Raw genomic sequence first — 20,539 nt, 5'->3', positions numbered from 1 at the left:
CGAGCTGGAGCTGACGTGCCGTCACTCGCTCAGCTCCCGTCGACGAACCGCCTCGCCGCCCGCTCCCCCGTCGTCACGGCCGCCTCGTGGTCCTCGATGGGTGATACCCGGGTGTTCTTGAAGACGATGTAGGTGACGCCCGAGGCGGTGCCGCCCTGGAGCGGGTGGGGGCGGATGCCGAGGGCCTCGGCCGTCGCGTAGGAGGCCTCTCCGATGACGCCCCGCGGGCCCGTGTCGCCGACGACCGCGTACTGCACCTGGTCGCGGTACACGACGGCCACGACCGAACCGCCGCCCACGCCGTGGTCCCGGTGGTCCCAGATGCGGCTCGGGGCGGGCACGACGATGAAGGGGAGGCGTTCGGCGTTCAAGGGGCGGCCATCGGACTGGGAGTAGGCCGTGCTGGCGGCGAAATACGGGTCGGTGCGGCGGTTGCAGCGGGGTCCGGGGCGGCCGTCGCAGTCGATGTCCATGTCGGCCTTCCAGAAGACGGCGCCGCGGGTGCCGCAGACCGGGATCTTCGCGGAGGCGCCGTTGTCGCTGCGGTAGCGGCCGCGGGAGACGGGAGCGCAGTCCCGTGCTCTGGCCAGCAGGTCGGCGGCGCTGACGGAGGCCTCGCGCCACACCACCGGACGCCACACCACCGGGCGCCACACCACCGGCTGTGTGCGCGGCTGGGCCGGCGTGGCGAGCGGTGTCGTCGGGACGAGCAGGGCGGCGCTGGCCGCGGCCAGTGTGAGCGACTGGACACGCACGATGGTGAGCCTCTCCTGAGGGAACCTGACGGGCACTCAGACCCACTTGTTCCCCCGGGCTGTTCATCAGGTCACCCTCGGAGGGCCGGACGGCGCACTCCCTCAACCGCCGACAGGGGCCGGGGACCTGAGTCCGTGTCAGACCCGGGCCGCCCGGCCACCCACGCCGGCACGGGATCTGCGACGACAGCGGACCGCGCGACATGCCCGAACTCCCCGATGTCCGCCAGGAGTTCGGCCGTGAGGGACGTCAGCATACGTAACCCTCCCGAGTGGTCACGAACGGCGGGGGTGACGCGCGACCGCCTTGGCGCCCCGTGTCACCCTTCACCACCGCCCTCTTGATGTGATCGCGTCAGTCACGTCATATTGGTCCGGACCATTCCCGAGTGCCGTCCCGGGAGGCAGTGTCGTGCGACGCGTTCTCGTCTCGTTCTCCGCTCCCGCCCTTCTCCTCCGGCGCGTCGCGCTCTGCGGGGCTCTCGCGCTGGTCGCCGCCTGCGGCTGGGCCGGAGCGGAGGAACAGGACGTCGGCGGTGCGCCCGGGGCACCGACGGGCGTCACCGCGGCGGCGGGCAGTGCGACGAGCGTGCACGTCATGTGGAACGTGACCGTGCGGGCCGACGTCTACGAGGTGTATCGGGGCACCACGAAGGTCAGGGAAGTACCAGGTTCCAAGCACATGGTGGACGTCACCAGGCTCCGGCCGTCCACGCTGTACGTCTTCACCGTACGGGCGCGGGACGCCGACGGGCGGCTCGGGCCGCCCAGCCGTCAGGTCCGGGCGCGGACACCCGCTGCCGTGGCGGACGACCGCTCGGCGCCGGCCCGCCCCTCGTCGCCCATCGGACGGGCGGTCGGAAGCCGGGCGGTCCAGCTGTCGTGGTCCGCCTCGACGGACGACCGGGACGTGGTGTCGTACGACATCCACCAGGGAGCCACGAAGATCCACAGCGTGAGCGGAGACCAGACGGCCGCCGTGGTCACGGGGCTGCGGCCCGGCACGTCCTACACGTTCACCGTCCGGGCCAGGGACGCGGCCGGCAACGTCTCCCCCGCCACTCACACCGTCTGTCTCACCACCCCGGGCACGGACGACGGCCGCGCCACGGCCCCCACCGGCTTCCGGGCGACGAGCCACCGCGAGGACGGGGCGTACCACGTCGACCTGAGCTGGGTGCCGCCCCGCGTGGACGGCGAGATCACCGAGTACCAGATCCAGCTGGACGGCCGCCCGGCCACGTCCCTCGTGTACGGCGGGAGCGCCCCGCGCGACCGGGCGACGCACCGTTTCTACGTGGGGCAGGTCGCCGGTGTCACCCACCGCGTCCGGATCCGGGCGATGCTGCCGGACGGCACCTGGGGCGGCTTCTCGGCGGAGCGGACGGTGACCACGGGCACGCGGCGGTGACACCGAGACCGCGGCGGTGACGTGGACATCACGGCGGCGACGCCGGGCCCACGGAGATGTCGTGCCCGCGTCGGCCGGCCAGTGGACGACGTCACCTGCACGGCGGAACCCGGCGTGCGGCCCCGGCCCGGGGAGCTTTGGCTGACCCCTGAGGCAGCACGGGCGATTCCCGACCCTCGGCGGCGCTAGGGATGTACCGCCAACCGTGCCGCCGGAGGGCAGTCCACATGCGCAATTCATCGCCAGTTCTCCGCTCCGGCCTGACCGTGGCAGCCGCCGCTCTGCCCCTCGCCCTGGCCGCGGGGCCCGCTGCCGCGGGCCCGGGCATCTCCGTGAGCACCACGGGTTCCACGGTGTCGGTCACGACCAGCGCGTGCACCCAGATCAGCGGCAGCTGGGGCACCGCCTCACTGCTCACCAGCAGTCAGGGCAGCTTCGCCCAGGGGCGCCAGGTGACCCTGTCGGGGACATCCACGAGCCAGTCCGCCGCCTGGTCGAGCGTCAGCGCGGGGACGTACACCGTCATCGTCATCTGCTCGGACGGCACGACCGCGGGCACCCAGTCCGTCGTCGTCTCCCCGACACCCTCCCCCACGAGGTCCGCGTCCCCGTCCCCGTCCGCCTCGCCGTCCCGCGGCGTCATGGGCGGTACCGGCGGAAGCGCCACGGACTACGGGACCGTCACGCTGGTCGCGGGCGGCACGCTGGTCGGGGCCGGCCTGCTCGGGACGGCCTGGTACCTGCGCCGCCGCAACAAGCCGTACCGGTTCTGACCCGGTACGGACGGCGGCCCGCCCTCCCGAAGCGCTCCGGTCGGGCGGGCCACCGTCACACCCCGGTCAGGCCGGGGTGGTCGGCTCGCCGTCCGGAAGCTCGGCGAACTCCGCCAGGGCGCGGCTGAGCCACTGGGTCCAGAAGGTCTCCAGGTCGATGCCGGCCCGCAGCACCAGATGCCGTAGCCGGTCCTCGGTGCCGTCCCGGCCGGGCGGGAAGTCGCGCTGCTCGATCTCCTGGTACTCCGCCAACTGCCGCTCGTGCAGCCGCAGATGGCGTCGCAGATCGGCCTCCAGGCCCGCCGTTCCGACCACGGCCGCCGCCCTCAGCCGCAGCAGCAGCGTGTCGCGGTGGGGCTTGGGGTCCTGGGAGGCGGCGGTCCAGCGGGCCAGTTCGGCGCGGCCCGCGAGCAGGACCTCGTAGCTCTTCTTCTGCCCGCGCGCCGGCTGCTCGGACGGCAGGGCCCGGATCAGGCCGTCGGCCTCCAGTTTTCCCAGCTCGCGATAGATCTGCTGGTGCGTCGCGGACCAGAAGTAGCCGATCGACCGGTCGAACCGGCGGGTCAGCTCCAGGCCCGACGACGGCTTCTCGAGCAGGGCGGTGAGGATCGCGTGCGGGAGTGACATACCAGTCATCCTAGGGACGGGCGGCAGGTCCCCTACAGCGCAGCCGCCAGCTCGGTGCCCTGCTTGATGGCACGCTTGGCGTCCAGTTCCGCGGCCACGTCGGCGCCGCCGATCAGGTGCGTGCTGCGCCCGGCGGCGACCAGCTCCTCGTACAGACCGCGGCGCGGCTCCTGGCCCGTGCACAGCACGATCGTGTCGACCTCCAGCACCGTGCTCGCGCCGTCGACCGTGACATGCAGTCCGGCGTCGTCGATCCGGTCGTAGCGCACGCCCGGGACCATGGTGACGCCGCGGTGCTTGAGTTCGGCGCGGTGGATCCAGCCGGTGGTCTTGCCGAGTCCGGCGCCGACCTTGGACGTCTTGCGCTGGAGCAGATGGACGGTGCGCGGCGGGGCGGGCCGCTCGGGCGCGGCGAGGCCGCCGGGGGCGCGGTAGTCGAGGTCGACGCCCCACTGGCGGAAGTACGTCGCCGGGTTCTCGTGGGCCTTGTCGCCGCCGTCCGTGAGGTACTCGGCGACGTCGAAGCCGATGCCGCCCGCGCCGAGGATCGCGACGCGGTCGCCGACGGGGGCGCCGTCGCGCAGGACGTCGAGGTAGCCGAGGACGCTCGGGTGGTCGACGCCGGGGATGTCGGGGGTGCGCGGGCTGACGCCGGTGGCGACGACGACCTCGTCGTAGCCGTCGACGTCCGCGACCGTGACGGGCGTGTTCAGCCGTACGTCGACGCCGTGCCAGTCGAGCTGGGTGCGGAAGTAGCGGAGGGTCTCGTCGAACTCCTGCTTGCCGGGGACCTTGCGGGCGACGTTGAGCTGCCCGCCGATCTCGCTCGCGGCGTCGAAGAGGGTGACGTCGTGGCCGCGCTCGGCCGCCGAGACGGCGCAGGCGAGACCGGCCGGTCCGGCGCCGACGACCGCGACGCGTTTGCGCAGCCGGGTCGGGGAGAGCACGAGTTCCGTCTCGTGGCAGGCGCGCGGGTTGACCAGGCAGGAGGTGATGAGGCCGCTGAAGGTGTGGTCGAGGCAGGCCTGGTTGCAGCCGATGCAGGTGTTGATCGCCTCGGGCCTGCCCGCCGCGGCCTTGGTGACGAAGTCCGGGTCGGCGAGCATCGGGCGGGCCATCGACACCATGTCGGCCGCGCCCTCGGCGAGCAGTTCCTCGGCGAGTTCGGGGGTGTTGATGCGGTTGGTGGTGACGAGCGGGACGGACACCTCGCCCATGAGCCGCTTGGTCACCCAGGTGTACGCACCGCGCGGCACGGAGGTGGCGATGGTGGGGATGCGGGCCTCGTGCCAGCCGATGCCGGTGTTGATGATCGTCGCCCCGGCGGCCTCGACGGCCTTGGCGAGGGTGATCACCTCGTCGAGCGTCGAGCCGCCCGGGACGAGGTCGAGCATGGACAGCCGGTAGACGACGATGAAGTCCTCGCCGACCGCCTCGCGCACCCGCCGCACGATCTCGAGCGGGAAGCGTGTGCGGTTCTCGTACGAGCCGCCCCAGCGGTCGGTGCGCTGGTTGGTGTGCCGGGCGATGAACTCGTTGATGAGGTAGCCCTCCGAGCCCATGATCTCCACGCCGTCGTAGCCGGCGTGCCGGGCCAGGCGGGCGGCGCGGACGTAGTCGTCGATGGTCCGCTCGATGTCGGCGTCGCTCAGCTCGCGGGGCGGGAAGGGGCTGATCGGCGCCTGGACCGGGCTGGGCGCGACGAGGTCCTGGTGGTAGGCGTACCGGCCGAAGTGCAGGATCTGCATCGCGATCCGCCCGCCCGCGTGGTGCACGGCGTCGGTGATGACCCGGTGCTGCTCGGCCTCCGCCTCGGTGGTGAGCTTCGCTCCGCCCTCGTAGGGACGCCCCTCGTCGTTGGGTGCGATGCCGCCGGTGACGATCAGGCCCACTCCCCCGCGGGCGCGGGCGGCGTAGAAGGCGGCCATGCGCTCGAAACCGCCTTCGGCCTCCTCCAGGCCGACATGCATGGAGCCCATGAGGACCCGGTTGGGCAGGGTCGTGAAGCCCAGGTCGAGGGGGGTCAGCAGGTGCGGGTAACGGCTCATCGTCGGGCCCTCCGTGCGCGGTGTCGTCCCCGTAGTTCTAGAGGACTACCGGCGCTTTATGCAACTAGTTGCATAAGGTGATGGAGGGCACACTGGGCTACGGCCAGGGGATCACCGGCTCTCGAGGCGCACGTGCAGTTCCTCCTCCTGGTCGCCGGGGACCGTGGTCAGGTCCTGCACGGCGAACAGGGAGTCCAGCCTCATGCGGAACTGTTCGATCGCCCAGTACCCGCCGTGCAGGTCGGCGTCGACGGAGGACGACAGCCGGGCCGGCCGCGCGCCCTCGTGCGTGTCGGCGACGTCGAAGGTGCCGAGCCACACGGTCGGGCGGGTCTCGTGCAGTTCCTCGGGCACGTCGTCGGCGCACCGGTCCGACTCGAAGCAGGCGCACAGCGTGTCGAACACGATCCGGGCGTCGTGCTTGCTGCATCCGCTGATCTCCACCGAGACCGAGTGGGGGTGCGGTCGCTCAAGGTCCATCGTGACGCTCCTCTTCTGGCCACGCTGCCGTATCCGCCCCTTTCCCAGCAAAGCACCACCTTCCGACGAGCACTACCGGCAGCGCCCCTGTTGTGGTGACCGGTTTGCGGGGCGGTACGCGCCGTGTTGGGAGATGGTGGAAGGTGACGGAAGGGGCCTCGAGAAAACGGCTCCGCGCGGTAGAGCATGGGGTGTCGGCACCATGACGGCGTGCCGCGAGGATCGGCGAAGGCGGGGCATGGGATGAGTGCAGCCGGGTCTCCCGTGGCCGAGGGCGACGAGCCCCCGCGCGGGTCGGCACGACCGAGCGGGCTGCTCGACGTCCTGCGCGTGGCCTCGGTGGTCCTCGACGCCGAGGGCCGCATCGTGCTGTGGAGCCCGCAGGCCGAGGAGTTGTTCGGGTACGAGGCGCGGGAGGCGCTCGGGCAGTACGCCGCCCGGATCATGGTCCACGAGCAGCACGTCGACCTCGTGGTCAAGCTGTTCGCGGACGTGATGGGCACCGGGCAGAGCTGGGCGGGCGCCTTCCCGATCCGGCACAAGGACGGCAGTACGCGGCTGGTGGAGTTCCGCAACATGCGGCTGCTGGACGACCAGGGGGACGTGTACGCGCTCGGTCTGTGCGCCGACCAGTCGACCGTGCACCGGCTGGAGCGGGAGGTGGCGCTGTCGACGCGGATGATCGCTCAGTCCCCGATCGGGCTGGCCGTGCTGGACACCGAGCTGCGGTACGTCTCGGTCAACGCGGCACTGGAGGAACTCAACGGCGTACCGGCCGAGGAGCACCTGGGGCGCACGGTCCACGAGGTGGTGCCGCAGATGGACGTCGAGGCCCTGGAGGCCGCGGCGCGCCGGGTCCTGGACACCGGCAGGCCGGTCGTCGACCAGTCCACGATCGGCCGCACCCCGGCCGACCCGGACCAGGACCACGCCTGGTCGATCTCGCTGTACCGGCTGGAGAACGCCTTCGGGACCGTGCTGGGCGTAGCCGTCTCGATCGTCGACGTCACCGATCAGTACCGGGCGGGCATCGAGGCCGAGGCCGCGCGGCGGCGTCTGGCCCTGATCGCGGACGCGTCCGGCCGGATCGGTACCTCGCTGGACCTGGACCGCACGGCCCGCGAGCTCGCCGACGTGGCCGTGCCGGAACTCGCCGACATCGCAGCCGTCGATCTGCTGGACGCGGTTGTGCAGGGGCGGCGCACCAGCCTCGGCCCCGCCGAGTCGGCCGTGATCCGCGCGCTGGCGGTCCAGGGGTACGACTCGGCCGAGGCCCTGGAGGCCGCGGATCCTCCGGGGCAGGTTGCCCGGTACGCTCCCGACCGGCTCGTCACCCAGTGCGTGCGCACGGCCCGTCCCGTGATGCTGCCGCAGGTCACGGACGAGGATCTGCCGCGTATCGCCCGTTCCCCGGAGGCGGCGAAGCTGCTGGGCCGGGCCGGAGTGCACTCCTATCTGGCGGTGCCGCTGATCGCGCGCGGCGAGGTGCTGGGTGCGCTCGATCTCAAGCGCACCCGCAATCCGCTGCCGTTCTCCGAGGACGACCTGCTGCTGGCGCGCGAGCTGGCCGCCCGGGCGGCCGTGCAGATCGACAACGCCCGCTGGTACCAGAGTGCCCGGGACACCGCGCTCACCCTCCAGCGCAGTCTGCTGCCCAGCCATCCCCGGGTGACGGGCGGCCTCGAGGTCGCCTCCCGCTACCAGCCGGCCGGGGCCACGAGCGAGGTCGGGGGCGACTGGTTCGACGTCATCCCGCTGGACGGCGGCACGACCGCGCTCGTCGTGGGCGACGTGATGGGCAGCGGCATCCCCGCGGCGGCGACCATGGGCCGGCTGCGTACGGCGACCAACACGCTGGCCTCCCTCGACCTCGACCCGGCCCGGCTCCTGGAGCACCTCGACAAGATCACCGAGGGACTGGAGCAGGCCATCGCCACCTGCGTCTACGCCGTCCACGACCCGCATCGGCGACAGTGCCGGATCGCCAACGCCGGGCATCTGCCGCCGGTACGCGTCCGGGCGGGCCGGCCTCCTGAGCTGCTCGACCTGCCGACCGGGGTGCCGCTCGGCGTGGGCGGCGTCCCGTTCTCCACGACCACGGTCGATCTCGAGCCGGGCGACCGCCTGGTCTTCTACACCGATGGCCTCGTCGAGACCCGCCGCGACCCGCTGGACGACCGCCTCGACACCCTCCTGTCCCTGCTCGACGGCCCCGACCGCCCCCTGGAGGAGGTCTGCGACCTGCTCCTGCGCACACTCCACGAGCCGGACAACTTCGACGACGTGGCCCTGCTCATCGCCCGGGCGACGGCCCCGGACTGAGCGGCTCCTGCTGCCTCACCCCGATCACCACATGCGCGTGCAGTTCTTCCGAGACGGCCAGGCGGGTCGTCAAGCCGTTGCGTTCGAACGCGGCGACGGCGGTCGGGGCCTGGTGTCGGCTGGTCTCCACCAGGACGCAGCCGCCGGGGGCGAGCCAGCGGGGGGCCTCGGCCGCGACCCGGCGCAGTACGTCGAGGCCGTCCGTGCCGCCGTCGAGGGCGACCAAGGGCTCGTGGTCGCGGGCCTCCATGGGCAGCAGACCTATCTCGTCGCTGGGTACGTACGGCACGTTGGCCGCGAGGATGTCGACGCGGCCGAGCAGCTCACCGGGCAGCGCCTCGAACAGGTCGCCCTGGTGGACGTGACCACCGGCGGCGGCGACGTTGCCGCGGGCGCAGTCCACGGCGACGGGATCGATGTCGGCGGCGTGCAGTTCGACGCGGCCCAGCCCGGCGGCCAGCGCCATACCGACGGCACCCGAGCCGCAGCACAGGTCCACGACGACGGTGGAGCCGGGCGCCTGGGCGAGGGCCTGTTCCACCAGGAACTCGGTGCGGCGGCGCGGCACGAAGACGCCGGGGGCGACGGTGATGCGCAGGCCCCGGAACTGGGCCCAGCCGACGACGAGTTCGAGGGGCAGACCCTCGGCGCGGCGCTCGACCATGGCGGCCGCTTCGGCCGGGGTGCCGGCGGTGGAGAGGATCAACTCGGCCTCGTCCTCGGCGAAGACGCACCCCGCGGTGCGCAGGGCGTCGGCCACGGAGGCACGGGACAACGGCGTGGAGGGCGGGACAGAAGACACAGACGGCATGGAAGCCAAGAGCCTTTCGAGAGCCGAAGGGCGCTCCGGCGGTCACCTACGGGCGGCGATCCGCGCGACATCGAGGAGTGAGCACCCGAGCTGACACAGCGGTAATGGGTCTCACCTCCTCGGCTTCCGATGGCTGGGGTGGTCCGCAGCCGGACGGCAACACTACCCGACGGACCGGCCGCCCGGTACGGGCCCGACCACCTGCCGCCCGGCCGACAAGTGGTTGGGCCATGCAACCATGGAAAGGCCAGGCAGCAGCGCCATGAGGGAGGCCAGGTGAACGCAGCCGACGCCGTGGAGACCATCCAGCGGGAGATGACGGTCTTCGCCCGCCGTGCCCGTGCCGCGGCGGGGCGGATGCACCCCGAGCTGTCGCTGGTGTCGTACACGCTGCTCGGGCATCTGGAGGAGAGCGGCGGCTGCCGTGCCACCGATCTGGCCGCCCACTACGCCCTGGACAAGTCCACTGTCAGCCGCCAGGTGTCCGCCCTGGAACGGGCCGGTCTGATCGAACGCCGCCCCGACGCGGAGGACCAGCGCGTTCTGGTGCTGCATCTGACGGAGTCGGGCCGGCGCATCCTGGCCCAGGTCACCGAGAGCCGCCGGGCTGCCTTCCGGGAGCGGCTGGCGGACTGGCCGACCGAGGATCTGTCGCTGTTCGCCGAGTGTCTCGTGCGCTACAACGCGGGCTCCGAGCCCGGTGGGCACGACTGAGGCGCACCGCACGTACCTTTGAATGCGCAATCACTGATCACCCGGCGCCCGGCGTGGCACCGTCGGCCCGGTCCGGAGGCAGTTCCCCATGCACATCACCAGAGGCTTCACCGGGCGCCCCCGCGTCGACGACCCCGGGCTGCCGCCGGGCCAGTACGACGCCGGCGACGACTGGCCCGTCCTGTCCGCCGAGGTCACTCCCGATCTGGCACCCGCCGACTGGACGTTCCGCGTCGACGGCCTGGTGGACGAGCCCCGCACCTGGGACTGGGAGGAGGCGCACCGGCTGCCGCCGTCGGCGTACGAGGGCGCCATCCACTGCGTGACGAGCTGGTCGAAGTTCGGGGTGCGGTTCTCGGGCGTGTCCCTGGACACCTTCCTCGATGTGGTCCGGCCCCATGGGTCGGCGACCCATGCCGTCGCCTACTCGCACACCGGCTACACCACGAACCTCCCGCTCGCCGACCTGACCGGCGGGCGTGCCTGGATCGCCTGGGAGTACGACGGCGGGCCGCTCGCCCCCGAGCACGGCGGTCCGGCGCGACTGCTGGTGCCGCACCTGTACTTCTGGAAGAGCGCCAAGTGGATCGCGGGCCTGCGGATCCTCGACCACGAGGAGCCCGGTTTCTGGGAGCAGAACGGCTACCACGAGCGGGGCAACCCCTGGCAGGAGCAGAGGTACTCCGGTGACTGAGACCTTCGTGCCTCCCACGCGGTTCGCCGTGCCCGGGCGCATCGCCGTGAGCGAGCAGGCCGCCTCCGTGTGGCAGACCGCCACGCTGACCGAGATCCGCCGTGAGACCGCGCGTGCCGCCACCTTCCGGTTCGCCGTGCCCGGCTGGCCGGGTCACCTGCCCGGTCAGCACCTGATGGTGCGGCTGACCGCAGAGGACGGTTATGCGGCCCAGCGCCACTACTCGATCGCGTCCGCCCCGGACGACTCCGGGCACATCGAGCTGACCTTGGACCACGTCGACGGCGGCGAGGTCTCGGGCTGGTTCCACACCGTCGCCCGGCCCGGCGACCGGGTCGAGGTGCGGGGCCCGGTGAGCGGCTTCTTCGCCTGGCCCGGCGACCGGCCCGCGCTGCTGATCGGCGCCGGCTCCGGTGTCGTACCGCTGATGTCGATGGTCCGGCACCACCGGGCGCGGAACCTGACCGTGCCGCTGCGGCTGGTGGTGTCCGCGCGCAGCCCCGAGGAGCTCATCTACGCCCGGGAGTTCGGCGCGGAGACGACGCCCGTCTTCACCCGCGCCGCGCCGGAGGGTGTGCCGGTGGGACGTATGGCCGCGGCACATGTGGCGCCACTGCTGGCCGAGCAGCCCTCCGGTGGGTGGGAGGCCTATGTGTGCGGCTCCAATTCCTTCGCCGAGCATGCCTCGCGGCTGCTCGTGACGGCCGGTCAGCCCGTGGACCGCGTCCGGATCGAGCGTTTCGGCTGATCTCGCCGGCGCTCTGACCTGGACGGCGCCCTCTCCCTCGGTGTTTCGCCCGGGTCGGTCCGGGCACCCAGCCGCGACGGCCCGTCTCTCCGTACGGTGCGGCCCTCCCGTGCGGCTTGCCGTGCCCGGCGCACCGTACCGGAGCCACGACGAGCGATCGATGCGCGTCGGAGGGGGTACCCGGTGCGTGTGGGCACTCGCAGGCGTGGCATGACGCGGAGGGAGCGGCACCGCCACCGTACGGCCGACCCGGCCTTCCGGCCGCGGTGACGGCGAGGAGGTCGACATGCGAACCCGGGTGCGCGGCTGGCGTTGGCGGCGCAGTCCGCTGCGGCGCCGGTCCGATGTCGTCGAGGCGTGGACGGTGCTGGTGGTCGCCGTCCTGCTGCTCGTGGGCGCGCCTCTGGCGGGAGTGGCGGCGGCCTCGTGGGCCCATGACGAGGCGACGTCGGTCTCGGTGGAGCAGCGTGCCGAGCGGCATCGCGTCCGTGCCGAGGTGGTCGCCAGGAAGGGCGCCTCGCTGCCGTCGGCGGAGGCCGGCGGGCAGCACGCGTTCCGCGCGACCGTGCGCTGGACGGAGCCGGGCGAGGGGACGCGCACCGCGACGGCACAGGTCGCCGCGGGCACCCGGCAGGGCGAGGTCGTGGACGTCTGGTTCGACTCCCGGGGGCGGAACGTGTCACCGCCGGTGGACGGCACCGCGGTCTGGCAGCACACCCTCACCATCGGCACGTGTGCCGCGGGCGGTGCGGTGCTCGTGGTGATTCTCGGCCACGTCGTCGTGCGCCGGGTGGCGCTGCGCCGCAGACTGGCCGAGTGGGACCGGGCGTGGGCCCGTACGGAACCGGAGTGGACGCACCGCCGCGCGTGACGCACAAAAATTCCTGGCGAGTCCTCCGACCGCCCACATAGTGTGATCATCCGCTCTGTCTCCGCAGCTGTTCCTCACCCAAGGCGGTCCTGCATGGCCCTGTTCGACCTTCCTCTCGATGAACTCCGCGAGTACCGCAGCGCGTCCCCCGAGCCCGAGGACTTCGACGCGTTCTGGTCCAAGACGCTCCAGGAGGCGCGTCAGCACGATCTGGACGCCCGCTTCGAACCGGTCGACACCGGCCTGTCCACCGTGCAGGTGTTCGACGTGACGTTCGCCGGCTTCGGTGGTCATCCGGTCAAGGGCTGGCTGACGCTGCCGGCCGGGGCGGACGGACCGCTGCCGCTGGTCGTGGAGTTCATCGGCTACGGCGGAGGCCGCGGACTGCCGCACGAGCACCTGCTGTGGGCGTCCTCGGGCCGGGCGCACTTCGTGATGGACACCCGCGGGCAGGGCAGTGCCTGGGGCGCGGGCGGCGGCACGGCGGACCCGGTGGGCGGCGCGCCGGCCTTCCCGGGCTTCATGACACGCGGTATCGACGCGCCGGAGAACTACTACTACCGCCGGGTGTTCACGGACGCCGTGCGGGCCGTGGAGGCGGCCCGTTCGCACCCCCTGACCGACGCCACGCGCACGGTGGCCGTCGGCGCGAGCCAGGGCGGCGGCATCACGATCGCGGTGGGCGGCCTGGTCCCTGACCTGGCCGCCATCGGGCCGGACGTGCCGTTCCTGTGCGACTACCCGCGCGCGGCGACGCTCACGGACCGGCACCCGTACCGGGAGATCGGCCTGTACCTCAAGACGCACCGCGGTCGCGCCGAGGACGCCCTGCGCACGCTCTCCTACTTCGACTCCGTGCACTTCGCCGCCCGCGGCCGGGCCCCGGCGCTCTTCTCGGCCGCCCTGGAGGACCAGACCTGCCCGCCCTCCACCGTTTTCGCGGCCTTCAACGCCTGGAGCCACGAGGACAAGGAGATCGAGGTGTACGACTTCAACGACCACGAGGGCGGCGGCCCCTTCCAGGAGGCGGCCAAGCTGCGCTGGATGCGCTCGTACATCTGATCCGGCCGTTCACCGCCGACGGGCTTCCGCACGGTCCCGACCGGTCGGTACGTTCTTCGCGGCCGGGCCGCTCCATGGCGGCCCGGCCCCGAGACGGTCGGCGGAGGGGCTCATGTCCGAGAACGAGACACAGGTGCGCGGGCACTGCGACGCGCGGTTCGCGGCGGTACGCAGGGCGTTCGAGGAGAACTTCCGGGAGCGGGGCGAGCTGGGCGCCGCGGTGGCCGTCACCGTCGGCGGCACGACAGTGGTGGATCTGTGGGGCGGCTGGGCCGACGCGGAGCGCTCCCGGCCGTGGGAGCGGGACACGCTGGTCAACGTGTGGTCCACGACCAAGGGCCCGGTGGCGCTGTGCGCGCACATCCTCGCCGACAGGGGGCTGCTGGACCTCGACGCGCCGGTCGCCGACTACTGGCCCGAGTTCGCGGCGGCGGGCAAGGAGAAGGTCCTCGTACGGCACCTGCTGTCCCACCGCGCCGGTCTGGCCGGGCTGCGCGAACCGCACTCGCTGGAGCAGCTCGGCGACTGGGAGCTGACCACACAGCGGCTCGCGGCGACGCAGCCCTGGTGGGAACCGGGAACCCGGTCCGGCTATCACGCGCTGACCTACGGCCATCTGGTCGGCGAGGTGGTACGGCGCGTCTCGGGGCTGCGCCCCGGGGCCTTCCTGGAGCGGGAGGTGACCGCGCCACTCGGGATCGACTTCCGCATCGGACTGCCGGCGAAGGACTTCGGCCGGGTGGCCGAGCTGGTCCAGCCGCCGGTGACGGCGAGCAGTGAACAGGCCGCCGTTTTCGCCCAGTTGGCACCGGCGGCGATCGCGGCGCTGACGAACCCGCCGGTGTCCGCCGCAGGGGCCAACACGGCCGGGTGGCGGTCCGCCGAGATTCCGGCGGCGAACGGGCACGGCACCGCGCTCGCGGTCGCCGCGCTCTACGGCGTCTTCGCGGGGCGCGGGTCGTACGGCGACCACCGCGTTCTGTCCCTCGAGGCGGCCGAGCGGGTGCGCGAGGGGCAGGGCAGCTGCCGGGACCTGGTGCTCGGCGCGGGGTTCGAGAACGAGACGGAGGTGGGGCTCGGGCTGTGGCTCAGCGGATCCAACGGCTCCTACGGACCCAACCCGCGCGCTTTCGGTCACGACGGCTTCGGCGGCTCCTGCGGGCTCGCCGACCCGGAGGCGGAGGTGTCCCTGGGGTATGTGATGAACCGTATGGGGCCTCATATCGCGGACGACCCGCGGAAGATGGCACTGGTCGACGCTCTGTACAGCGCGCTGTGACGGCGGGCTCGGGCGGGCCGGTTTCGGCCGAACCGCCCGGCCACCCTTCCCATCTGGTTTAGACCAATGCTAGATCTGGTGGCGCACCGAGCCCGTACCACTACCGCACGTCACCACCAGGAGGCGCGGCATGGCCCGCACCACCCCGCACGACCACCCGCCGGCCGAGGAAGAGCCTCTGTACCGGCGGATCGCGACGCGGTTGCTCGGCGAACTGCGCGACGGCCGCGTCCCGCCCGGTGAACGGCTGCCGGGCGAGCGGCGGCTGGCCGAGCACCTCGGGGTCAGCCGGGAGACCGTACGGCAGGCGCTGGAACTGCTGCGCCGTGACGGTCTGGTCGCCACCGACCGGCGCGGCAGCCACGCCACCCTGCCCGGCCTGCCGGTGGAAACCCCGGCTTCGCTCGCCTTCCCGGTCGGCGCGGCGGCCGCCACTCCGGGCACGGTCGCCCGCGCCACCGTCACCTGGGAGCCGCCCCCGCCGGACCACGCAGAGGCCCTGGGGCTGGCCCCGGGACGGCCCACTCTCGTCCACAACTACCGGTACGCGACCGCCTACGGCCGCGGGCTGCGGACCGCCGTGACGTCCTTCTCGGCCGTGGCACTGGCGGAGGTGGAGGAACTCGCGCGCTACCGTGACCGGGCCGACGGCACCGCCGCCGCGCACCTGCGGCGGGCCTACGACTGGATGCGCCGGGCCGGTCTGACCCTGCACCACCGCGACGCCATCACCCGCCTCCCGAGCACGCCGTCGGTGCGGGTCACCCGGCAGGTGCACGACCAGTACGCGCGCCCACTGGAGATCACCGACCTCGTGGTGGACGCGCAACAGGACGCGCTGGTCTACGAGTTCACCATCCCGGGCCGGGCCGACTAGACCGGCAACCGGGCCACGACGAGCCGCACCCGCGGGCTGCCGTCCCGTCGCTGTCCGAACTCCGGCAGCGCGTGGAGGTCCACCCGGAAGCCTGCGCGTGCCAGCTCGCGCTGTACGTCCCCGAAGCGGAACGCGCGGTAGTACATGACGAACGGAGGCCGCCACAGCGCGTTGCGCACCCGCATCACCGTGTCGAAGCCGAGCAGCATCCAGTAGCCGAGCGAGCCCGGGCGGGGCGGGGCGACCAGCGGAAACGCGAAGCAGCCGCCCGGCCGCAGGACGGAGCGGACCTGCGCGAACAAGGCGGGCAGTTCACGGGGCAGGAAGTGCCCGAAGGCCCCGAAGCTGACCACCAGGTCGAAGGCGGGCGCGAAGGGCAGGGCACGGGCGTCCGCCCTGACCCATGAGACCGGCGGCTCCACGGGGCTGACCCGCTCCCGCGCGATGTCGAGCATGCCCGCGCTGAAGTCGACGCCGGTGACCCGCTCCCGGCACACCCCCGCCAGCACACCGACGCCCGCGCCGGTGCCGCAGCACAGGTCGAGGCCGGTGCCGAAAGGTCCCATGCGCCGCAGTGCCGACCCGACGGCGTCGAGGACCGCTTCGGGGGTCCGGAAGGGGGTGTGGTCGAACTTCGGCGCGAGGAGGTCGTAACCGCGCTCGACGGACGACAGCGCCTGGACGGCGAGCTCACGCAGACTGGGACCTTCGGGGCTGAACATCGGCTCAGCCTAGGGGAGCTCGCTGCTCGATGACCGTGCGTACGCGCTCGCACCAGCGGAGGTTCTCCTCCTCGAAGCCGATCCCTCCCATCAGGGTGAGGTACGGACCGACGCGGTCGGCCTCCCGCAGGTACTCCTCCTCGCTGCGGCCGGCCAGCAGGCGTTCCCGGACGCGCCGGTAGCGGGCGAGCTTGCCGCGGGCCCACGCCTCACGCTCCTCGACCAGCGCGCGGGTCGCCTCGGGGCCCGCACCGTCCATGGCCTGGATCTTGATGAGGAGTTCGTCCCGGATGGCGGTGGGCCGCCGGGGCGGTGTGGCGGCGAACGCGCGCAGATCCTCACGGCCCGCCTCGGTGAGCGTGAACATCCGCTTGTCGGGCCGCCGTTCCTGGCGTACGACCCTGGCCTCGATCAGCCCGTCCTGCGCAAGACGCTCCAGTTCCCGGTAGAGCTGCTGCGGCGTCGAGGCCCAGAAGTTCGCGAGCGAGACGTCGAACACCTTGGAGAGCTCGTAGCCCGAGGCCTCTCCTTCCAGGAGGGCGGCCAGAACGGCGTACTTCAGAGACATGTGGACACGGTAACAGTAGTTGACTAATCTCATTCGCATCTAATCAACTAATTGACTAAGGCAGGTCCGATGCGTGCATTCCGCGAGGCCATCGAGGCAGACGACCTCGACGCCGCCGAAGCGCTCCTGGCGCCGGACGTCGTGTTCACCAGCCCGGTCGTGTTCAAGCCGTACGCCGGGAAGGCGATCACGGCGGCGATCCTGCGCGCCGTCTCCGGCGTCTTCGAGGACTTCCGCTACGTGCGCGAGATCAATGACGCGGAAGGCCGCGACCACGCCCTCGTCTTCACCGCTCGGGTGGGTGACCGGGAGATCAACGGCTGCGACTTCATCCATGTCGACGAGAACGGGCTGATCGACGAATTCACCGTGATGGTGCGCCCGTTGTCGGGTGCGCAGGCGCTCGCGGCGGCCATGGGCGCACAGTTCGAGCGGATCGCCGAGGAGGCGCGAGCACGCTCGGTGTGAGCAACGCGTCTGGTTGGATGGCCCCATGACGTCCGCCGAGCACGACGCGCTGATGCGGGCCAACCAGGCCAACTGGGACGCCCGCACACCCGTCCATCTCGCCAGCCGGTTCTACGGCCTCGACCAGGACCTCGACCCCGAGCGCTGGTTCGCCTCCTTCGAGTGGGAGGACCTCGGCGAGCTGGCCGGGCGTGACGTGCTGCATCTGCAGTGTCACCTCGGCACGGAGACGATCGCCCTGGCCCGGCGGGGAGCCCGTGCCGTCGGCCTCGACTTCTCCGAGGCGTCGGTGGCGGCCGCGACCGGCATCGCCGCGAAGGCCGGCGCGGACGTGACGTACGTACACGCGAACGTGTACGACGCCGTCGAGGCCCTGGACGGGCGGCAGTTCGACGTCGTCTACACCGGCAAGGGCGCCCTGTGCTACCTGCCCGACCTGGACCGATGGGCGGAGGTCGTCGGCCGGCTCCTGCGGCCGGGCGGCCGGCTGTACGTCGTCGAGTTCCATCCCCTCCTCAACTCCCTCGGGCCGAAGCCCGCTCCGGGCGAAGGCCCCGAGCTGCTGCTGCGCCATGACTACCTGAGCGGCGGCGGTCCGGTGCGCCGGGACGCGACCCGCACCTACACGGACGGCCCGGCCGTCGAGGGCGCCACGGACAGTTACGAGTGGATGCACGGAATGGGCGAGGTCGTCAACGCGTTGACCGGAGCGGGACTCGCCGTGCGGCGGCTGCGGGAAGGCGACGAACTTCCCTGGCCGCGCTGGCCGCAGATGGTCCGTACGGAGTCCGGCTGGTGGCGGCTGCCCGAGCCGCGGATCCCGCTGCTGTACGGACTGTTGGCCGGCCGCTGAGGGACATTCCACTCCCCCGGCATCTCGTCCCGTGGTACAGTGCCAACAGCACTCGTGCACGCCCAGGTTTTGGGCGCCGGTGCCAGTTCATTTCTTCTCTTTCTCTCTGATTCCAGCACCACCTCGCTGAGCAGGACGTTCTTCGTCGTAGCCAGGGTGCTGTGCTGTTCTCGCCGCCCGGAGGCGTGCCCAAGGCCCTCCCATCGCGGCTCTCTCCCCCCTTCCTTCGCATGTCCCATGCCTTCCGTCCTTGAAAGGACACACCACCATGACCACCACACTCGAAAACCCACCCGTCCAGCGGCAGTCCCAGGACCAGACCGCCCAGACCGCCCAGACCGCCCAGACCGCGACTGGCGTCCTCGACATCGACTCGGCCGGGAAGGGGCATCTGCGCGGCGAGGACTGCCTGCCCACCCCCGCCGACCCTCCGGTCTCCCCCGCGCTGATCCGCCGGTACGGCCTGCGCAAGGGCGACCTGGTCGAGGGCGTGCGCGGCGACCGGGGCGGCCTGACCGACGTCGTACGGGTCGACGGCCGCGAGCCCGGGGCACCGCGCGGCCGGCGTCACTTCCGGGACCTGACACCGCTGCATCCGCACGAGCGGCTGCGTCTGGAGCACCCGGCCGCGGGACTGGCCGGACGGGTCGTCGACCTGATCGCGCCGGTCGGCAAGGGCCAGCGCGGGCTCCTCGTGGCCCCGCCCAAGACCGGCAAGACCGTCATCCTCCAGCAACTGGCGGCCGCCGTCGCCGGCAACCATCCCGAGAGCCGGCTGATGGTGCTGCTGCTCGACGAGCGGCCCGAGGAGGTCACCGACATGCGGCGCAGCGTGCGGGGGGAGGTGTACGCCTCGACCTTCGACCGCAGCGCCAAGCAGCACATCGCGCTCGCCGAGCTCGTGATCGAACGGGCCAAGCGGCTCGTCGAGGCCGGCGAGGACGTCGTCATCCTCCTCGACTCGCTGACCCGGCTGTGCCGGGCGCACAACAACGCGGCCGCGTCCGGCGGCCGCACCCTCACCGGGGGCGTCGACGCGTCCGCGCTGACCGGCCCCAAGCGGTTCTTCGGCGCCGCCCGAGCCGCCGAGGAGGGCGGCTCCCTCACGATCCTCGCCACCGCCCTGGTGGAGACCGGCTCCCGGGCCGACGACTTCTACTTCGAGGAGCTGAAGAGCACCGGCAACATGGAGCTGCGCCTGAGCCGCGACCCGGCGTCCCGCCGCGTGTTCCCGGCCGTCGACATCACCCCCTCCGGCACCCGCCGTGAGGAACTCCTGCTGCCCCCGGCCGAGTTGGCGGCCATGCACGGCCTGCGGCGCGTGCTGCAGAGCCGGGACGGCCAGGGCGGTCTGGAGACCCTCCTGGAACGGTTGCGCGAGACGCCGGACAACGCGACGTTCCTGCGGCGCATCCAGCCGACCCTGCCCTCGGGCTGACGGACGTACCCCGACCACCCCGTTCCGGGACGTCGCCGGTGTGGCATCCGGGTGCTCGCGGGCACTGTTCGGCCCGGTCGTCGCCGTGCGGAGCACATCCGTTTCTACGTTAATCATATGATCCTCGGACTCTCTTTCCGGATGGCCGTATCGGCCGGTGTGCTCTGTGCGGTGGGGCTCCTGGCGGTGGTGCCCGCCGCGGCGGACGTCTCCGGCAGGGCGGACCCCAGTGCGCCCGCCGGGCCGAGGGCGGCGGCCCCGCACCCCTCGCTGCTGCACCGCCCCGGTACCCATGTCCGCCCGCGTGCCGGGGTGCCCCGTCTCCCGGAGGTCTCCGCCCTGTCGTGGCTGGTGGCCGACGCCCGCAGCGGCGATGTGCTCGCCGCCCACAACGCGCATCGCAGGCTGCCCCCGGCCAGCACCTTGAAGACCCTGTTCGCCCTCACGGTGCTGCCCGCTCTGCCGTCGAGCAGCCGGCACACGGTCCGTGCGGAGGAACTCCGGGGCGTCGGTGCCGGCAGCAGCCTGGTCGGAGTCGCGGAGGGCCGTACCTACAGGATCGCCGACCTCTGGCGCGGTGTCTTCCTCAACTCCGGCAACGACGCCGTGCACGTCCTGGCCGAACTGAACGGCGGCTGGCGGGCCACGGCCCGGCGGATGCAGGCCGAGGCCCGCTCCCTGGGCGCTCACGACACGCGCGTGCTGTCGCCGGACGGCTACGACACGCCGGGCCAGGTGTCGTCGGCGTTCGACCTGGCGATCTTCGGCCGGCTGGGGCTGCGCAACCCGGACTTCGCCCGGTACTGCGCCACGGTCGAGGCCAGATTCCCCGGCGGGGGCGGCTGGTCGTACGCGATCCGCAATACCAACCGGCTGCTGAGCGGCACCCGCGGCGTGAAGCCGTACCGGGGGCTGATCGGCATCAAGAACGGCTACACCAGCAAGGCGGGCAGCACGCTCGTCGCGGCGGCGCGCCGGGACGGGCGCACCCTCGTCGTGACGGTGATGAACCCTCAGC

General features: G+C 72.3%; 20 protein-coding genes and 1 pseudogene. 14 read left to right on the top strand and 7 right to left on the bottom strand.

The features are described 5' to 3' along the window. Positions 1-29: 29 nt before the first annotated feature. A complete protein-coding gene (locus tag ACZ58V_RS22005; protein ID WP_471291556.1) occupies positions 30-755 on the bottom strand; it encodes a glycoside hydrolase family 75 protein in 726 nt (241 codons plus the stop codon). A gap of 412 nt (positions 756-1,167) precedes the next feature. Here ACZ58V_RS22005 and ACZ58V_RS22000 point away from each other — a divergent pair, with 412 nt between their 5' ends. Then, positions 1,168-2,166 (top strand): fibronectin type III domain-containing protein, encoded by a 999-nt coding sequence (locus tag ACZ58V_RS22000; protein ID WP_471291554.1) that lies wholly within the window; start codon positions 1,168-1,170, stop codon positions 2,164-2,166. A 227-nt stretch (positions 2,167-2,393) separates the two neighbouring features. Then, positions 2,394-2,939 (top strand): hypothetical protein, encoded by a 546-nt coding sequence (locus tag ACZ58V_RS21995; protein WP_468196568.1) that lies wholly within the window; start codon positions 2,394-2,396, stop codon positions 2,937-2,939. 66 nt (positions 2,940-3,005) lie between these two features. Here ACZ58V_RS21995 and ACZ58V_RS21990 read toward each other — a convergent pair whose 3' ends face one another. The 3 genes from ACZ58V_RS21990 to ACZ58V_RS21980 all read right to left on the bottom strand — a co-directional run bounded on the left by ACZ58V_RS21990 (position 3,006) and on the right by ACZ58V_RS21980 (position 6,094). Then, a complete protein-coding gene (locus tag ACZ58V_RS21990) occupies positions 3,006-3,566 on the bottom strand; it encodes a PadR family transcriptional regulator (protein WP_471291552.1) in 561 nt (186 codons plus the stop codon). A gap of 32 nt (positions 3,567-3,598) precedes the next feature. Next, entirely contained in the window at positions 3,599-5,614 is a 2,016-nt protein-coding gene (locus ACZ58V_RS21985; protein ID WP_468196563.1) for an FAD-dependent oxidoreductase, read from the bottom strand. Positions 5,615-5,725: 111 nt separating this feature from the next. Beyond that, entirely contained in the window at positions 5,726-6,094 is a 369-nt protein-coding gene (locus ACZ58V_RS21980) for a hypothetical protein (RefSeq protein ID WP_446581290.1), read from the bottom strand. 243 nt (positions 6,095-6,337) lie between these two features. Here ACZ58V_RS21980 and ACZ58V_RS21975 point away from each other — a divergent pair, with 243 nt between their 5' ends. After that, positions 6,338-8,416, top strand: coding sequence for a SpoIIE family protein phosphatase (locus ACZ58V_RS21975; protein ID WP_471291550.1), 2,079 nt, complete (start codon positions 6,338-6,340; stop codon positions 8,414-8,416). Here ACZ58V_RS21975 and ACZ58V_RS21970 read toward each other — a convergent pair. After that, entirely contained in the window at positions 8,388-9,227 is an 840-nt protein-coding gene (locus tag ACZ58V_RS21970; protein WP_471291548.1) for a putative protein N(5)-glutamine methyltransferase, read from the bottom strand. The two genes, ACZ58V_RS21975 and ACZ58V_RS21970, sit on opposite strands and share 29 nt — an antisense overlap. Before the next feature lie 276 nt (positions 9,228-9,503). Between ACZ58V_RS21970 and ACZ58V_RS21965 the strand changes: the two genes are divergently transcribed. The 7 genes from ACZ58V_RS21965 (at position 9,504) to ACZ58V_RS21935 (ending at position 15,472) form a co-directional block, all read left to right on the top strand. Next, the gene (locus ACZ58V_RS21965) at positions 9,504-9,941 is read left to right on the top strand and encodes a MarR family winged helix-turn-helix transcriptional regulator (protein WP_471291546.1); all 438 of its coding nucleotides are present in this window, start codon (positions 9,504-9,506) and stop codon (positions 9,939-9,941) included. A gap of 88 nt (positions 9,942-10,029) precedes the next feature. After that, a complete protein-coding gene (locus ACZ58V_RS21960) occupies positions 10,030-10,635 on the top strand; it encodes a sulfite oxidase-like oxidoreductase (RefSeq protein WP_468196555.1) in 606 nt (201 codons plus the stop codon). Next, the gene (locus tag ACZ58V_RS21955) at positions 10,628-11,383 is read left to right on the top strand and encodes a ferredoxin reductase (protein WP_468196554.1); all 756 of its coding nucleotides are present in this window, start codon (positions 10,628-10,630) and stop codon (positions 11,381-11,383) included. The genes ACZ58V_RS21960 and ACZ58V_RS21955 overlap by 8 nt, the downstream gene beginning before the upstream one ends. Before the next feature lie 286 nt (positions 11,384-11,669). Further along, a complete protein-coding gene (locus ACZ58V_RS21950) occupies positions 11,670-12,254 on the top strand; it encodes an Rv1733c family protein (protein WP_471291544.1) in 585 nt (194 codons plus the stop codon). 93 nt (positions 12,255-12,347) lie between these two features. Next, on the top strand, positions 12,348-13,316 hold the full coding sequence (locus ACZ58V_RS21945; protein WP_471291542.1) for an acetylxylan esterase: 969 nt from the start codon (positions 12,348-12,350) through the stop codon (positions 13,314-13,316). A 112-nt stretch (positions 13,317-13,428) separates the two neighbouring features. Further along, complete coding sequence (locus ACZ58V_RS21940; protein ID WP_471291540.1) at positions 13,429-14,595, top strand: serine hydrolase domain-containing protein; 1,167 nt, start codon at positions 13,429-13,431, stop codon at positions 14,593-14,595. A 130-nt stretch (positions 14,596-14,725) separates the two neighbouring features. Further along, positions 14,726-15,472, top strand: coding sequence for a GntR family transcriptional regulator (locus ACZ58V_RS21935; RefSeq protein ID WP_471291538.1), 747 nt, complete (start codon positions 14,726-14,728; stop codon positions 15,470-15,472). Here ACZ58V_RS21935 and ACZ58V_RS21930 read toward each other — a convergent pair. Together ACZ58V_RS21930 and ACZ58V_RS21925 are read right to left on the bottom strand one after the other, a co-directional pair. Next, complete coding sequence (locus tag ACZ58V_RS21930) at positions 15,469-16,194, bottom strand: class I SAM-dependent methyltransferase (RefSeq protein ID WP_471291537.1); 726 nt, start codon at positions 16,192-16,194, stop codon at positions 15,469-15,471. The two genes, ACZ58V_RS21935 and ACZ58V_RS21930, sit on opposite strands and share 4 nt — an antisense overlap. 4 nt (positions 16,195-16,198) lie before the next feature. After that, positions 16,199-16,762, bottom strand: a complete 564-nt coding sequence (locus tag ACZ58V_RS21925; RefSeq protein ID WP_471291535.1) for a PadR family transcriptional regulator — start codon at positions 16,760-16,762, stop codon at positions 16,199-16,201. A 69-nt stretch (positions 16,763-16,831) separates the two neighbouring features. Between ACZ58V_RS21925 and ACZ58V_RS21920 the strand changes: the two genes are divergently transcribed. The 4 genes and pseudogenes from ACZ58V_RS21920 to ACZ58V_RS21905 form a co-directional block, all read left to right on the top strand. Beyond that, on the top strand, positions 16,832-17,230 hold the full coding sequence (locus tag ACZ58V_RS21920) for a nuclear transport factor 2 family protein (RefSeq protein WP_468196538.1): 399 nt from the start codon (positions 16,832-16,834) through the stop codon (positions 17,228-17,230). A gap of 25 nt (positions 17,231-17,255) precedes the next feature. Next, positions 17,256-18,083: a class I SAM-dependent methyltransferase gene (locus ACZ58V_RS21915; RefSeq protein ID WP_471291533.1), complete on the top strand. Its 828-nt coding sequence runs from the start codon at positions 17,256-17,258 to the stop codon at positions 18,081-18,083. 268 nt (positions 18,084-18,351) lie between these two features. After that, positions 18,352-19,521, top strand: a complete 1,170-nt coding sequence (gene rho / locus ACZ58V_RS21910) for a transcription termination factor Rho (protein WP_471291531.1) — start codon at positions 18,352-18,354, stop codon at positions 19,519-19,521. Between the two features lie 117 nt (positions 19,522-19,638). Continuing rightward, positions 19,639-20,523: pseudogene (locus ACZ58V_RS21905) on the top strand (D-alanyl-D-alanine carboxypeptidase family protein); the annotation flags it as partial. Positions 20,524-20,539 lie beyond the last annotated feature (16 nt).

Source organism: Streptomyces sp. NPDC040589, assembly GCF_055594445.1.
The sequence above is the reverse complement of the archived record's forward strand: the minus strand, read 5'-3'. Positions and strand labels throughout refer to the sequence as shown.

What these genes read in the sequence shown, in the direction of transcription:
- ACZ58V_RS21950 (WP_471291544.1), top strand. Translation starts at nt 11,670, where the DNA reads ATGCGAACCCGGGTGCGCGGCTGGCGTTGGCGGCGCAGTCCGCTGCGG.
- ACZ58V_RS21985 (WP_468196563.1), bottom strand. Translation starts at nt 5,614, where the DNA reads ATGAGCCGTTACCCGCACCTGCTGACCCCCCTCGACCTGGGCTTCACG.
- ACZ58V_RS21975 (WP_471291550.1), top strand. Translation starts at nt 6,338, where the DNA reads ATGAGTGCAGCCGGGTCTCCCGTGGCCGAGGGCGACGAGCCCCCGCGC.
- ACZ58V_RS21990 (WP_471291552.1), bottom strand. Translation starts at nt 3,566, where the DNA reads ATGTCACTCCCGCACGCGATCCTCACCGCCCTGCTCGAGAAGCCGTCG.
- rho (WP_471291531.1), top strand. Translation starts at nt 18,352, where the DNA reads ATGACCACCACACTCGAAAACCCACCCGTCCAGCGGCAGTCCCAGGAC.
- ACZ58V_RS21935 (WP_471291538.1), top strand. Translation starts at nt 14,726, where the DNA reads ATGGCCCGCACCACCCCGCACGACCACCCGCCGGCCGAGGAAGAGCCT.
- ACZ58V_RS21940 (WP_471291540.1), top strand. Translation starts at nt 13,429, where the DNA reads ATGTCCGAGAACGAGACACAGGTGCGCGGGCACTGCGACGCGCGGTTC.
- ACZ58V_RS21925 (WP_471291535.1), bottom strand. Translation starts at nt 16,762, where the DNA reads ATGTCTCTGAAGTACGCCGTTCTGGCCGCCCTCCTGGAAGGAGAGGCC.
- ACZ58V_RS21960 (WP_468196555.1), top strand. Translation starts at nt 10,030, where the DNA reads ATGCACATCACCAGAGGCTTCACCGGGCGCCCCCGCGTCGACGACCCC.
- ACZ58V_RS21930 (WP_471291537.1), bottom strand. Translation starts at nt 16,194, where the DNA reads ATGTTCAGCCCCGAAGGTCCCAGTCTGCGTGAGCTCGCCGTCCAGGCG.
- ACZ58V_RS21945 (WP_471291542.1), top strand. Translation starts at nt 12,348, where the DNA reads ATGGCCCTGTTCGACCTTCCTCTCGATGAACTCCGCGAGTACCGCAGC.
- ACZ58V_RS21920 (WP_468196538.1), top strand. Translation starts at nt 16,832, where the DNA reads ATGCGTGCATTCCGCGAGGCCATCGAGGCAGACGACCTCGACGCCGCC.
- ACZ58V_RS21915 (WP_471291533.1), top strand. Translation starts at nt 17,256, where the DNA reads ATGACGTCCGCCGAGCACGACGCGCTGATGCGGGCCAACCAGGCCAAC.
- ACZ58V_RS21980 (WP_446581290.1), bottom strand. Translation starts at nt 6,094, where the DNA reads ATGGACCTTGAGCGACCGCACCCCCACTCGGTCTCGGTGGAGATCAGC.
- ACZ58V_RS21995 (WP_468196568.1), top strand. Translation starts at nt 2,394, where the DNA reads ATGCGCAATTCATCGCCAGTTCTCCGCTCCGGCCTGACCGTGGCAGCC.
- ACZ58V_RS21970 (WP_471291548.1), bottom strand. Translation starts at nt 9,227, where the DNA reads ATGCCGTCTGTGTCTTCTGTCCCGCCCTCCACGCCGTTGTCCCGTGCC.